At 68.7% G+C, this 13,848-nt stretch carries 9 protein-coding genes; 7 read left to right on the top strand and 2 right to left on the bottom strand.

Annotated elements, in window-relative coordinates:
• Window positions 1–13: 13 nt before the first annotated feature.
• On the bottom strand, window positions 14–1,063 hold the full coding sequence (locus tag EDD27_RS41450) for a polyprenyl synthetase family protein (RefSeq protein ID WP_127937251.1): 1,050 nt from the start codon (window positions 1,061–1,063) through the stop codon (window positions 14–16).
• Window positions 1,064–1,207: 144 nt separating this feature from the next.
• Between EDD27_RS41450 and EDD27_RS41445 the strand changes: the two genes are divergently transcribed.
• From EDD27_RS41445 to EDD27_RS41425, 5 genes are all read left to right on the top strand, one after another.
• Window positions 1,208–2,389 carry a zinc-dependent alcohol dehydrogenase gene (locus EDD27_RS41445; RefSeq protein WP_127937250.1) on the top strand — a complete coding sequence of 394 codons (1,182 nt, stop codon included), beginning with the start codon at window positions 1,208–1,210 and terminating at the stop codon, window positions 2,387–2,389.
• 51 nt (window positions 2,390–2,440) lie between these two features.
• Entirely contained in the window at window positions 2,441–3,490 is a 1,050-nt protein-coding gene (locus tag EDD27_RS41440) for an NAD-dependent epimerase/dehydratase family protein (RefSeq protein ID WP_127937249.1), read from the top strand.
• Window positions 3,491–3,742: 252 nt separating this feature from the next.
• Window positions 3,743–4,213: an ATP-binding protein gene (locus EDD27_RS41435; protein ID WP_164904017.1), complete on the top strand. Its 471-nt coding sequence runs from the start codon at window positions 3,743–3,745 to the stop codon at window positions 4,211–4,213.
• A gap of 33 nt (window positions 4,214–4,246) precedes the next feature.
• Window positions 4,247–5,146 carry a dihydropteroate synthase gene (folP, locus tag EDD27_RS41430; protein ID WP_206641880.1) on the top strand — a complete coding sequence of 300 codons (900 nt, stop codon included), beginning with the start codon at window positions 4,247–4,249 and terminating at the stop codon, window positions 5,144–5,146.
• A gap of 16 nt (window positions 5,147–5,162) precedes the next feature.
• Window positions 5,163–5,564: a DnaJ family domain-containing protein gene (locus EDD27_RS41425; RefSeq protein WP_127937247.1), complete on the top strand. Its 402-nt coding sequence runs from the start codon at window positions 5,163–5,165 to the stop codon at window positions 5,562–5,564.
• Between the two features lie 193 nt (window positions 5,565–5,757).
• Here the strand turns inward: EDD27_RS41425 and EDD27_RS58445 are convergent, their stop codons facing one another.
• Window positions 5,758–8,067: a glycoside hydrolase family 6 protein gene (locus tag EDD27_RS58445; protein ID WP_127937246.1), complete on the bottom strand. Its 2,310-nt coding sequence runs from the start codon at window positions 8,065–8,067 to the stop codon at window positions 5,758–5,760.
• A gap of 342 nt (window positions 8,068–8,409) precedes the next feature.
• Between EDD27_RS58445 and EDD27_RS41415 the strand changes: the two genes are divergently transcribed.
• On the top strand, window positions 8,410–11,328 hold the full coding sequence (locus tag EDD27_RS41415; protein ID WP_241564533.1) for a glycoside hydrolase family 48 protein: 2,919 nt from the start codon (window positions 8,410–8,412) through the stop codon (window positions 11,326–11,328).
• Window positions 11,271–13,829, top strand: coding sequence for a glycoside hydrolase family 9 protein (locus EDD27_RS41410; protein ID WP_127937245.1), 2,559 nt, complete (start codon window positions 11,271–11,273; stop codon window positions 13,827–13,829). Before EDD27_RS41415 ends, EDD27_RS41410 begins: the two co-directional genes overlap by 58 nt.
• Window positions 13,830–13,848: the final 19 nt, after the last annotated feature.

Below are 13,848 nucleotides of genomic sequence, written 5' to 3'. Positions count from 1 at the left end.
CTGGGAAATCCCCTTACCTGGTGCGGCGCGCGAGCCGATCGGTCAGCCCGGCCAGCGCGCTAGCGGCCTCCGCGGCGATCGGCGCCTCGATCAGGGCCGTCACGGCCTCGCGCACGCGTTGTTCGATCATTTCCTCGACCTTGGCGACCGCCCCCGTGTCGAGCAGGATCCGGCGCAGCTCGGCGGCACGCTCCTCGGTCAGCTCCGGGTCGCCGTGCCAGCGCTCGAGGTGCTCACGCTGCGCCGGCGAAGCACGCCGCAGGGCATGTGCGATCAGCACGGTGCGCTTGCCCTCACGCAGGTCGTCGAGCGCGGACTTGCCGGTCTCCGCCGACGAGCCGAACGTGCCCAGCACGTCGTCGCGCAGCTGGAAGGCCTCGCCCAGCGGCACGCCGAACCGGGAGTAGGCGTCGAGCAGCTCGCCGGAGGCGCCGGCCAGGGCGCCGCCGATCTGCAGCGGCCGCTCCACGGTGTATTTGGCGGTCTTGAAACGGATCACTGTCAGGGCCTCGTCCATGCTCACCCTCGCGCGGAGCTGGGCGAGCATGTCGAGGTATTGGCCGCTGATCACTTCGGTGCGCATGGCGTCGAAGATGTGGTGCGCGGTCCGCAACCGCGGCGGATCGACCCCGCACGACGACAACATCGCGTCGGACCAGACCAGGCTCAGCGTGCCGAGCAGGATGCCGCCTGCCTGGCCGAACGCCTCCGCGCCCGGCCCCTCGTACAGCCCGGCCAGGGTCTTGTGCACGGTGGCCCGGCCGCGGCGCAATTCGCTGCCGTCCATGATGTCGTCGTGGATCAGCAGGCCCGCGTGACACAGCTCCAGCGCCGCGGCGGCCCTGATGATCTCCTCGCAGTCCTCGCCGCCGGCGCCGCGCCAGCCCCAGTAGCACAGCTGAGGTCGGATGCGCTTGCCGCCACCGAGCACGAAGTCGTTGAGCACCGCGTACGCCGACTCGACGTCGGGGTCGGACACGAGCGCGCACCAGGTTTCGAGGAAACCGCTCAGGTGTTGATCAATGCGTGAACCAAGGGAGTGCTGGGTGAAGCTCACCGGCATGCGCACGGCTCCTTCTGTCAATTGGCCACTACCAGTAGTTACTCATTGAATACAGAGCGTGTAAAGCCTCTTTCACTGCTTGCGGTCTGATCGACCACAGCGGTCCCGCCGTTTGATGTCTGACGAGGGGGTATGCGGTCAGGCATGAAGGCAGTCACCTGGCACGGCAAGCGCGACGTCCGGGTCGAGAACGTGCCCGACCCGGCGATCAAGGAGCCCAATGACGCGGTCATCAAGGTGACCAGCACCGGCATCTGCGGCTCCGACCTGCACCTCTACGAGGTGCTCGGGCCCTTCATGGCCGAGGGCGACATCCTCGGCCACGAGCCCATGGGAATCGTCGAGGAGATCGGCCCGGCCATCAGCACCATCAAGCCCGGCGACCGCGTGGTCATCCCGTTCAACATCTCCTGCGGCCACTGCCACATGTGCGACATGGAGCTGTACGCGCAGTGCGAGACCACCCAAGTACGCGAGCAGGGCACCGGCGCCGCCCTCTTCGGCTACACCAGGTTGTACGGCCGGGTGCCCGGCGGCCAGGCCGAATACCTCCGGGTGCCGGAGGCCCAGTTCGGCCCGATCAAGGTGCCGGAGGGGCCGCCCGACGAGCGCTTCCTCTACCTGTCGGACGTGTTGCCGACCGCCTGGCAGGCCGTCGAGTACGCCGACATCCCCGACGGCGGCAGCGTCACGGTCTTCGGGCTGGGCCCCATCGGCCAGATGTGCGCCCGCATCGCCCGCCACCTCGGCCACCGCGTGATCGGCGTGGACGGCGTCACGGCCCGACTGGCGATGGCGCGCCGCCACGGCATCGAGATCGTCGACGCGAGCGAGGTGCACAACGTGCCCGAGGAGATCCGCTACCGGACCTCGGGACGGGGCACGGACTCCGTCATCGACGCGGTCGGCATGGAGGCCCACGGCTCGCCTGCCGCCAAGCTCGCCCAGACGCTCACCGGCCTGCTGCCCGACGCGGTGGCCGCGCCGTTGATGTCCAACGCCGGCGTCGACCGGCTGGCGGCGCTCAACCAGGCCATCGACTCCGTCCGACGCGGCGGCGTGATCTCCGTCATCGGCGTCTACGGCGGCATGACCGATCCGCTGCCGATGTTCCGCATGTTCGACAAGGGCATCACGCTGCGCATGGGCCAGGCCCACGTCAGGCGGTGGATCAGCCGGCTGATGCCGCTGGTCACCGACGAGGCCGATCCGCTCGGCGTGATGGACCTGACCACGCACCGGATGCCGCTGGAGCAGGCGCCGAAGGCTTACGAGATGTTCCAGAAGAAGGCCGACGGGGCCATAAAGATTCTCCTCCAGCCGTAAGGCGCAGGTCGTCAGCGTTTCGCGGCCCTGGCAACGGGCAGCGGAGCGGTCATGAGAGTCGTTGTGGTCGGAGCTACCGGGAACGTCGGCACCAGCGTGGTACGCGCGCTGTCGAGGGATGAGAACGTGACCTCGATCGTGGGCGTCGCACGCCGGCTGCCCGGGTGGCGGATCGACCGCACCGACTGGCGGCAGGCCGACGTGGCCTCCGCCGACCTGACGCGGATCTTCGACGGCGCGGACGCCGTGGTGCACCTGGCGTGGTTGTTCCAGCCGACCAGGGACCCGGCGACGACCTGGCGGGCCAATGTGCTCGGCAGCATGCGGGTCTTCCGCGCCGCGGCCGAGGCCGGGGTGCCCACGCTGGTCCATGCCTCATCGGTGGGGGCGTACTCGCCGGGGCCCAAGGACCGTCCCGTGGACGAGAGCTGGCCCACGCACGGCTGGCCGGGCGCCGCGTACGGACGGGAGAAGGCGTACGTGGAGCGGGTGCTCGACGTCTTCGAGCACGATCACCCCGGTATCCGGGTGGTGCGGATGCGGCCGGGGTTCGTCTTCCAGCGGGTCGCCGCGACCGAGCAGCGCAGGCTGTTCGGCGGGCCGTTCGTGCCGCGGCGGCTGATCCGGCCGGGGCGGATCCCGTTCGTGCCGGACATTCCCGGGTTGCGGCTGCAGGTGGTGCATGCCGACGACGTGGCCGAGGCCTACCGGCTGGCCGTCACGCGGCCGGTGAAGGGCGCGTTCAACATCGCCGCCGAGCCCGTGCTCGACCCGCATGACCTCGCCAAGCTGCTCCACACCCGCACGGTGCGGGTGCCACGGGGCGTGGCCAGGGCCGCCATGGCCGCAGGGTGGCACATGAGGCTCCTGCCGGCCGCGCCGGGCCTGTTCGACCTGGCTCTGCGGCTCCCCGTCATGAAGGTCGAGCGTGCCAAGGACGTGCTGGGCTGGACGCCGCGGCACTCGTCCTGGGACGCCATGCGGGAGCTGATCGACGGCCTGCACGACGGGGCGGGCATGGACACCGCCCCCCTCGCACCGGACCGAGGCCCGGCCGGTCGGCTCAAGGAACTCGCCACGGGCGTCGGCGGACGCGCGTAAGAGCAGCCCGCGAAAAAAGTAGCCCGGAAAACCTGGCAGAGTGTAACTCCTCCTTCCTTGGGAAGAGGGGGACTGCTTGCTCGAGGTCCTGAGGCGCGGCCTGGGTGTCGGAACGACACGGAAGGAACGCCCATGGACCCCTTTTCCCGGGCCGCTTTCAGACAGGTCCTTCACCTCGATTTCCCTTCCGAGGGCGCCGCGCCCTCGGGTTCTGCGCGTCGGCGTGACCAGGCAACGTTGGAGGACCCCGCCATGCGCACCCTGTTGACCCAGCCCTTCACGCTCCACGACGTCACGAAACTGCGCCGTGCGGTGGCAGAGCAGGCCGAAAGCTGCGGACTGAGCGGCCCCAGGCTGGACGACTTCGTCCTGGCCGTGCACGAGAGCGTCGTCAACGCCGTCGAGCATGCGGGCGGGCACGGGTTCCTCAAGTTGTGGACGGTGAACGGCGTCATCCGATCGGAGACGACCGATCAGGGGTCGGGCATCCCCGATGATTACGTCGACGGCCGGCACCGGCCGTCCGACCTCGGCTACACCGGGAGAGGGATCTATCTCATCCGCCGATTGTGCGACACGGCGGACTTCCAGACCAGTCCGCTCGGCACCACGGTCCGGCTCACCATGCGGCTGCCGCGGGGGTTCGAGCTCTGCACCCGCCAGCGCATGAAGCGCATCAGGGTCTCGGCCGGGGGTCACCCTCCGGGCCGCTTCACCGCCTGAGTGACCTGCTCCTACGCCAGGTAGGCTCGCAACGTGAGCGGCGAGCAGCTTTCCCCTGAGATCACCTCCCCGGTCCGGCGCATTGGGCGGCGGGAGTTCGATTTCGAGCGCCAGGTCGCCATCATGGCCATCGTCAACAGGACCCCCAACTCCTTTCACGATCAGGGCCAGACGTACGCGCTGGACAGCGCCGTGGCAGCCGCGAAGAAGGCCGTGGACGACGGGGCCGACTGGGTGGACATCGGCGGGTTCGCCTTCAGCGCCGCCCAGGCGCCCATCGGCGCGGCGGAGGAGATCGAGCGGGTCGTCCCGGTGATCGCCGAGGTCAGGGCCGTGACGGACGCCGTGATCTCGGTGGACACCCACCGGCCGGAAGTGGCACAAGCCGCCATCGAGGCGGGCGCCGACGTCATCAACGACACCAACGGCCTGCGCGAGCCCGGCATCGCCGAGGTCGCGGCGGCGGCTGGGGTGAGCGTGGTGGTCACCCACAGCCTCGGCGGTCCAGGGCGGCGGGTCTTCCGGCCGAGCTACGCCGACGTCGTCTCGGAGGTCGCGGACTTCCTGCGCGAGCGGGTGGCGTTCGCGCTGAAGGCGGGCATCGCCCCGGAAAAGATCATCATCGATCCCGGGCACGATCTCAACAAGAACACCTTTCACTCCCTTGAGCTGACGCGCCGGCTCGAGGAGATCACCTCGATCGGATACCCGACGCTGGTGGCGCTGTCCAACAAGGACTTCATCGGGGAGACGCTCGACCGTCCCCAGGGGCAGCGGAAGGAAGGCACGATCGCCGTCAACGTGCTCTCCATCGTCAAGGGCGCCCGCATCCTCCGGGTGCACGACGTGGCCGCGGCCGTGGACTCCGTACGCATGACCGAGGCCGTGCTCGGCTGGCGCGGCCCACTCGCACCAGGTCACAACCTGGCCTGACGAGACGGGAGCTGATGTGACAGAGCGCAAGCCGCCCGGCATGCCGTTCGAGAGCTGGGTCGATCGGCAGATCCGCGAGGCGATGGAGCGTGGGGAGTTCGACGATCTGCCCGGCACGGGCAAGCCCCTGCCAGGGCTGGACCGGCCACACGACGACATGTGGTGGATCAAGCAGAAGGTGGAGAGCGAAGGGCTCACGATGCCGCTGCCACCGACGCTGGCGTTGCGCAAGGAGGCGGAGGAGGCGCTGGCCCAGGCGCGCGGGGCCCGATCGGAGACCGAGGCGCGGCAGATCGTCGAGGACATCAACCGCAAGATCCGCGAGGCGATCAGGACGGGGGTGTCCGGTCCCCCGCTCAACCTGATGCCCTTCGACGTCGAGCAGATCGTGTCGGAGTGGCGGCGGGCACGACCATAGACACAGACGTCGAGTGGATCGTGTCGGAGTGGTGGCGGGCACGATGAACGAGAAAGGGGCCGGGTCGATGCGACCCGGCCCTTTTCGAAAGCCGAGGGACCCGGGTCAGGCGGGTCCCTCCGAGGGACCTGGGTCAGGCAGGCCCCTCTGGCCGGGCTGAGCGAGCTCGATGCTCCTCAGCCCGGCCAGGTCCTCAGTTGATCGGCGGGTAGGCGTTCGCCAGCAGCTCGCGGAACTGCGCGGAGAACCACTGTCCCGACAGCGGCGCGTCGGGCAGTGCACCCGACATGTTGAACTTGTTGAGGTTGTTGCCGGTGTAGGTCGGGTCGCACATCCGGTCGAACTTCTTGCCCTCGTTGTTCGGGATGTCCTTGCTGGCGCCGTCGGACTCGCCCGGAGGCTTGATCCAGACGTAGGCGTCGAAGCCGGCCGCGGGGCTGGCGGTGGGCCGTGCGCCCATGCCCGCGCCCTTCTGGTTGCACCAGTTGCCGGCGTGGATGCGGCGGTCGGCGCGCGACTGGTCGACGAACGGGTTGAGCTCCGTCGAGGTGCTCGGCGCGGTCGGGCGGGCGCTGCCGCCCCAGCCGTTGCGCGAGGTGTCGATCAGCATGCCGAGTCCGGAGCGGAAGCCCTTGGCGATCAGCCGGTTACGCAGCTCCGTCGCGAAGGTCTGCTCGTCGATGTAGTAGTTCCAGTCCACCCAGTTGGACGCCCGGACCGACTGATTGCCCACCTGGGTGTTGATGGTGAAGTGCGGCTCGGTGGTGATGGAGTAGTTGGCGGTGTTGACGATGAAGCCGTCCACGCTGTCCACTCCGGCGGTGGTGCCGGAGACGGTGTTGTAGAAGAGGTCGACGGCGGGCTGGAAGTTCGAGTCCCAGCCGAGCCACGCGTGGTGGGCGGCGTCGATGTAGGAGTAGACGTTGGTGATGGGCTCGAGCTGGTTCAGGGCGTACCTGACGCCGTCGACGTAGCCGCCGGGGCCGTTGGCCTCGCGGCACTTCTCGAAGGCGTTGATGTTGGTGACCAGGTTCGGCAGCGAGTCGGGCTCGATGATCGCGACGATACGCAGGTTGGCGTACTTGGAGTCGCGGAGGATGGCCGCGATCGGGTCGATGTACTCGGTCTTGTAGCGGTTGAAGCCGTTCTGGGCGATGAGCAGCTCACCGCTGGAGGCCAGCGCCGAGCAGTCGCGGTTGGGCAGGTTGTAGACGACGACCTGGATCGTCAGCGGCGCGGCGCCGTTGGCGGCGTCCTGCCTGACCGCCTCGTCCAGGTGGGCACGCAGGCCCATGGCCGACTCGGAGCCGGCGATGGCGGCGATGCGGTCCATCCACACGGCGGTGGAGGTGTTGGCCACGGCGGAGCCGCCCGGCTCCGCGGCCGCCTTGGCGGACCAGTTGGGGTTCACGTAACCGGTGGCGCCGGCGTACGGGTTCTCGACGTGGGTCGGGTTGGTCACGCCGTCGTCGTCGGCCTCGGTGGCGGTGACGGTCCGCGCGGTCAGCCCCGTGGAGGCGACCGAGATGGGCCGGCTGCCGTTGGTGTTGTCGCTGTCCTGCGCGGCGGCCAGGGTGACCGTCTGCGCCGTGTTCCAGTTGCCCGAGGTGAACGTCAGGCTCGCGCCGGAGGAGACGGTGATGTTGGTGTCACCGGTGCCGGCCGTCGAGGTGACGATCACGTCCGCGGAGGGCTGGGTGGCCAGCTTCACCGTGTACGTGGCGGTGGAGCCCTCGGGCACGGTCACCGCGGTCGGCGTCACGATGATCGACTGCTCCTGGACGGCGTCGTCATCCACCTCGGTGGCGTTGACCGTGGCGCCGGTGACGCCGTTGCCGCCGACGCTGAAGGCCGCCGTGCCCGCCGTGGTGTCGGAGTCCTGCGCGGCGGCCAGGGTGACCGTCTGCGGGGTGTTCCAGGTGGTCGGCGAGAAGGTCAGCGACCCGCCGGAGCTGACGGTCAGGTCCGTGTCACCGCTGGTCCGCGCGGTGGTGACGGTCACGTTCGAAGCCGGGGCCGAGGAGAGCCTGGCGGTGAAGGTCGCCGTGCCGCCCTCGTTGACCGCGACCGAGCTGGCCGACAACACCACCGACGGGGTCGTCTGGGTGCCGCCGCAGGCGACGCCGCTGACGCTGAACGACTCCGGGTTCGGGTTGGTGCCCGTCCAGGTGCCGTTGAAGCCGACGGACACGGAGGCCCCGGTGGCGAGGCTGCCGTTGTAGGGCATGTTGGTGCCGGTCATGCGAGTGCCGGACTGTGTCCAGTTCGCGCCCCAGCCGCTCGGGGTGTACTTCTGGCCGGTGGTCGGGAAGTCGAAGGCCAGTGACCACGACGAGATCGGGTCACCGGTGTTCTTCAGCGTGATGTTCGCGGTGAAACCGCCCTGACCCGGGCTGCTCGTCCACGAGTTGGCAGAATAGGTCACGTCGCATGCGGGCGCGGCGTTCGCGGCCGTGCTCTGGCCGACGACGAGTCCTAAGGCCGCGACACTCGCGGCGGTCATGGTCACGGCCCATTTCCGAAGGCCGCGTTGGAGTCTCACGAGCGATCATCTCCAGTGCTGCTAGTTGGCTGGGAGCGCTCCCATGGTGAGCCGAGTGTGAAGCGCTGTACAGAGGCGGCCTTTCGCGGAGGTGTCCTCCGCCCCGCATGCTCGTTGAATGCCCCGGAATGTCGATGAAACTTTCATTACCGGCAGCCTGGTGAGAGGAAACACGGGGGTTACCGCGGCGCCATTCCGTTGACATACGCCGGACGGCACCCACAATCCCTTTTGGGAGCGCTCCCACACCCCTACTCCCATGGAGATCCCGTGAAGTACAGACCTCCCTTGTTCTTATCGCGCGTGACGAGACGGCTCGCCGTGGCCACGACCCTCGTCCTCGTCGCGGGCGCGACCACGGCAGTGGCGGCCTCTCCCGCCCAGGCCGCCGTGTCGTGCGACGTGACGTACGCCGCCAACCAGTGGACGAGCAGCCCAGGCCAGGGCGGCTTCACCGCGAACATCACGTTGAAGAACACCGGCGACCCCATCACCTCATGGTCACTGGCCTTCGACTTCCCGACCACCGGCCAGAAGTACACCCCGAGCGGCTGGGGTGCGAACTGGACGCAGTCCGGCACCCGCATGACCGGCACCAACATGCCGTGGAACGGGAGTCTCGGCACCGGGGCCTCGACGACGATGGGCTTCAACGGCACCTGGACGGGCAGCAACCCCAGTCCGGAGTCGTTCAGCGTCAACGGCGTCACCTGCGGCGGCACCGGCAACAACGTCGCGCCCAACGTGTCGCTGACCTCCCCGACCGCCGGACAGAGGTTCACGGCGCCGGCCACCGTGCCGATCGCCGCCAACGCGTCCGACCCCGACGGCACGATCTCCAAGGTCGACTTCTACCAGGGCTCCACGCTGCTGGGCACCGACACCTCGGCGCCGTACAGCTACAGCTGGCAGAACGTCGCGGCCGGCAGCTACTCGATCACCGCGAAGGCCACCGACAACGGGGGCGCGACCAAGACCTCCGATCCGGTCGGCATCACGGTCGCCCCGGACACGGGACCCGCGCTCGTGGTGAGCCCGACGACGCTCTCCGTGCCGGAGGAGGGGCAGGCGGGCTTCACGGTGAAGCTCTCGCAGGCGCCCACGTCGAACGTGACCGTCTCGGCCGCGCGGGCCAGCGGTGACGCCGACATCACCGTCGTCCCCCCTGCCACCAAGACGTTCACACCGGCCAACTGGAACACCGCGCAGGAATTCCAGCTGAGCGCGGCCAACGACAGCGACACGACCAGCGGCTCGGCCGTGATCAGGGTCAGCGCCACCGGCTACGACCCCGTCGACGTCACCGCCAGCGAGGCCGACAACGACCTCGGCGGCGACAACGAGTACGTCAAGCGGTTCGTCGAGCTCTACAACGACCTCCACGACCCGGCCAACGGCTACTTCTCGCCCGAGGGCGTGCCCTACCACTCGGTCGAGACCTTCATGGTCGAGGCGCCGGACCACGGGCACGAGACCACGTCCGAGGCCTACAGCTACTACCTGTGGCTGGAGGCGACGTACGGGCAGGTCACCGGCGACTGGTCGAAGTTCAACAACGCGTGGGCCTCGATGGAGAAGTACATCATCCCGGCCACCGCGGACCAGCCGACGAACTCCTTCTACAACCCGTCGAAGCCGGCCACGTACGCGGCCGAGCACAACGCGATCAGCAACTACCCCTCGCCGATCGACTCCGGCGTCCCGGTCGGCGTGGACCCGCTGGCGAACGAGCTGCAGAGCGCGTACAACACCCGCGACATCTACGGCATGCACTGGCTGCTGGACGTCGACAACACCTATGGCTTCGGCCGCTGCGGCGACGGCACGACCAAGCCTGCCTACATCAACACCTACCAGCGCGGCCCGGAGGAGTCGGTCTTCGAGACGATCCCGCAGCCGTCCTGCGACACCTTCAAGCACGGCGGCACCAACGGCTACCTGGACCTGTTCATCAAGGACGGCTCCTACGCCAAGCAGTGGAAGTACACCAACGCCCCTGACGCCGACGCGCGTGCCGTGCAGGTGGCGTACTGGGCGCTGACCTGGGCCAAGGCGCAGAACAAGGCCGGCGACATCTCCGCGACCGTGGCCAAGGCCGCCAAGATGGGCGACTACCTGCGCTACGCGATGTACGACAAGTACTTCAAGAAGCCTGGTTGCACGAGCCCCTCGTGCCCGGTCGGCACCGGCAAGGACTCCGCCGCCTACCTGCTGAACTGGTACTACGCCTGGGGTGGCGCGACCGACTCCAGCGCCGGATGGGCCTGGCGCATCGGCTCCAGCCACAACCACTCCGGTTACCAGAACCCGTTCGCGGCCTGGGCCCTGTCGAACGTGACCGAGCTCAAGCCCAAGAGCCAGACCGGCGCTTCCGACTGGAGCACCAGCCTCACCCGCCAGCTGCAGTTCTACAAGTGGCTGCAGTCCGCCGACGGCGCCATCGCGGGCGGTGCGACCAACAGCTGGAACGGCAACTACAGCGCGCCGCCGAGCAACCTGCCGAAGTTCCACGGCATGGCCTACGACTGGCAGCCGGTCTACCACGACCCGCCGTCGAACCAGTGGTTCGGCTTCCAGGCGTGGACGATGGAGCGGGTGGCCGAGCTCTACAACGTCACCGGCAACGCCGATGCCAAGGCCATCCTCGACAAGTGGGTGACCTGGGCGCTGGCCAACACCACGATCAACGCGGACGGCAGCTACCGGATGCCCTCCACGCTGCGGTGGACCGGCCAGCCCGCCGGTGACTTCAACGCCACCACCGGCATGCCGCCGGCCAACCCGGACCTGCGCGTGACCGTCGTGGACCACACGCAGGACGTGGGCGTCGCCGGCTCCTACGCCAAGGTGCTGATGTACTACGCGGCCCGGGCCAACCACACCCAGGCCAGAGACACGGCCAAGGCGCTGCTCGACGGCGTCTGGAAGAACCGCGACGCCAAGGGCGTGTCGGTGCCGGAGACCAAGGCCGACTACAACCGCATCGACGACCCGGTCTACGTGCCGCCGGGCTGGACCGGCAAGATGCCGAACGGCGACACCATCGACTCCAACTCCACGTTCATCTCGATCAGGTCCTTCTACAAGAACGACCCCGACTGGGCGGAGGTCGACGCCTACCTGAAGGGCACCGGCCCGGTTCCCAGCTTCAACTACCACCGGTTCTGGGCGCAGGTCGACGTGGCCGTCGCGCTCGCCGAGTACGGGCGGCTCTTCCCGTGAGAAAGGCAGCTTTCATAGCCGCGGTGTCGCTGGCCCTGCCCCTTGTGGTGGCAGGGCCGGCGGCCCCCGCCTCGGCCGCACCGGCTTTCGCCTACGGCGAGGCGCTGCAGAAGTCGCTGTGGTTCTACGAGGCCCAGCAGTCGGGCGCGCTGCCCGACTGGAACCGCGTCTCCTGGCGCGGCGACTCGGGCATGAACGACGGCAAGGACGTCGGCGTGGATCTGACGGGCGGCTGGTACGACGCGGGCGACCACGTCAAGTTCGGCTTCCCGATGGCGTTCTCCGCCACCATGCTGGCCTGGGGCGCGGTCGAGTACCGCGACGCCTACGCCTCCTCGGGGCAGCTCACCCACCTGCTCAACAACCTCAAGTTCGTCAACGACTACTTCATCAAGGCCCACCCGTCGCCGAACGTGCTCTACGGGCAGGTCGGCAACGGCGGCACGGACCACGCTTGGTGGGGCCCGGCCGAGGCCATGCAGATGAACCGGCCGGCGTACAAGATCGACGCGTCCTGCGGCGGGTCGGACCTGGCGGGGGAGACGGCGGCGGCGATGGCGGCCTCCTCGATCGTCTTCCGCCCGACGAACCCGACCTATGCCGACACGCTGGTGACGCACGCCAAGCAGCTGTACTCCTTCGCCGACACCGTCAGGAAGAAGTACAGCGACTGCATCACCGACGCGCAGGGGTACTACAACTCCTGGAGCGGCTTCAACGACGAGCTGGTGTGGGGCGCGATCTGGCTCCACCGGGCCACGAACGACGCCTCCTACCTGGCCAAGGCCGAGAGCGGCTACGCCAACCTGGGCACCGAGCCGCAGAGCACGACCAAGTCGTACAAGTGGACGATCGCCTGGGACGACAAGTCGTACGGCGCGTACGTGCTGCTGCACAAGCTGACCGGCAAGCAGCAGTATCTGGACGACGCCAACCGCTGGCTCGACTGGTGGACGGTCGGCGTCAACGGCTCACAGGTCAAGTACTCGCCGGGCGGCCAGGCCGTGCTCGACCGGTGGGGCTCCCTGCGGTACGCGGCCAACACCTCGTTCGCGGCGCTCGTGCACAGCGACTCGATCACCGACGCGACGCGTAAGGCCCGCTACCACGACTTCGCGGTGCGGCAGATCAACTACGCGCTCGGCGACAACCCGCGCAACTCCTCCTACGTGATCGGGTTCGGCAACAACCCGCCGAAGAACCCGCATCACCGCACGGCGCACGGCTCGTGGACCGACCAGATCACCAACCCCGAGCAGACCCGCCACACCCTGTACGGCGCGCTGGTCGGCGGCCCGCCCGACCCGAACGACGCCTACACCGACAAGCGCGACGACTACGTCATGAACGAGGTCGCCACCGACTACAACGCCGGCTTCACCAGCGCGCTGGCCCGGCTCTACAAGGAGTACGGAGGAGCGCCGGCGGCGAACTTTCCCGTGCAGGAGACGCCGGACGGTCCTGAGATCTTCGTCGAGGCGGGCGTGAACGCCTCGGGAAGCAACTTCACCGAGATCAAGGCCATCGTCCGCAACCAGTCGGCCTGGCCGGCCAGGGTGCTGTCCGACGGCTCGTTCCGCTACTACTTCACGCTCGACGGTTCGACGACGGCCTCGCAGATCAGCGTGTCGTCGGCGTACACGCAGTGCAAGGCGCCCACGCTGCACTCGGCGGGCGGCAGCACGTACTACGTCGACATCGACTGCTCGGGGCAGGTCATCGCCCCGGCCGGGCAGTCGCAACACCGCAGGGAGGTGCAGTTCAGGATCAGCAGCGCGGGCACGTGGGACCCGGCCAACGACTGGTCGTACCGGAACATCCCCACGACGCCCGGCGCGACGCCGGCGCGGACCCAGAACATCACCCTCTACAGCGGCGCCACCAAGATCTGGGGTGAGCCGCCGGGTCCGGAGGAAGAGGACGACACCCCGCCCAGCAAGCCGGGCAAGCCCGCGGTATCCGGGATCACGGGCTCGACCGCCAAGCTCAGCTGGACGGCCTCCACGGACAACGTGGGCGTGACGGGCTACGACGTCTACCTGGGGTCCACCAAGGTAGGCACGGCCACGAGCGCCTCCTTCGACCTGAGCGGTCTCACCCCTTCCACGTCCTACACCGCCTCCGTGGTGGCGCGGGACGCGGCGGGCAACACCTCGGCGCCGTCGGACGGCACACCGTTCACCACCACGAACGAGGAGCCGCCGCCGGGCGGCTGCACGGCGGCGTTCAAGGTGACGAGCTCCTGGGGCGGCGGCTACCAGGCCGAGGTGACGGTGAAGAACACGAGCACCTCGGCGATCAACGGCTGGACGGTCGCCTGGACGTCCCAGAACCAGATCAGCCAGCTGTGGGGCGGCAAGCACACCCAGAACGGCTCCAGCGTCTCGGTCAAGAACGAGGCCTGGAACGGCACGCTCGCCCCGAACGCCACCGCCACGTTCGGCTTCATCGCCGGCGGCACCGCGTCCACCCCTGACCCGATCACCTGCACCCCCGCCTGAGCGCGGACCCCGCCCCCGT

Origin of the sequence: Nonomuraea polychroma (genome assembly GCF_004011505.1) — a bacterium.
Lineage (GTDB): Bacteria > Actinomycetota > Actinomycetes > Streptosporangiales > Streptosporangiaceae > Nonomuraea > Nonomuraea polychroma.
Note: the sequence above shows the minus strand (reverse complement) of the source record. Positions and strands in the feature narration are given on the sequence as shown.

What these genes read in the sequence shown, in the direction of transcription:
- EDD27_RS41435 (WP_164904017.1), top strand. Translation starts at nt 3,743, where the DNA reads ATGCGCACCCTGTTGACCCAGCCCTTCACGCTCCACGACGTCACGAAA.
- EDD27_RS41445 (WP_127937250.1), top strand. Translation starts at nt 1,208, where the DNA reads ATGAAGGCAGTCACCTGGCACGGCAAGCGCGACGTCCGGGTCGAGAAC.
- EDD27_RS58445 (WP_127937246.1), bottom strand. Translation starts at nt 8,067, where the DNA reads ATGACCGCCGCGAGTGTCGCGGCCTTAGGACTCGTCGTCGGCCAGAGC.
- EDD27_RS41450 (WP_127937251.1), bottom strand. Translation starts at nt 1,063, where the DNA reads ATGCCGGTGAGCTTCACCCAGCACTCCCTTGGTTCACGCATTGATCAA.
- EDD27_RS41440 (WP_127937249.1), top strand. Translation starts at nt 2,441, where the DNA reads ATGAGAGTCGTTGTGGTCGGAGCTACCGGGAACGTCGGCACCAGCGTG.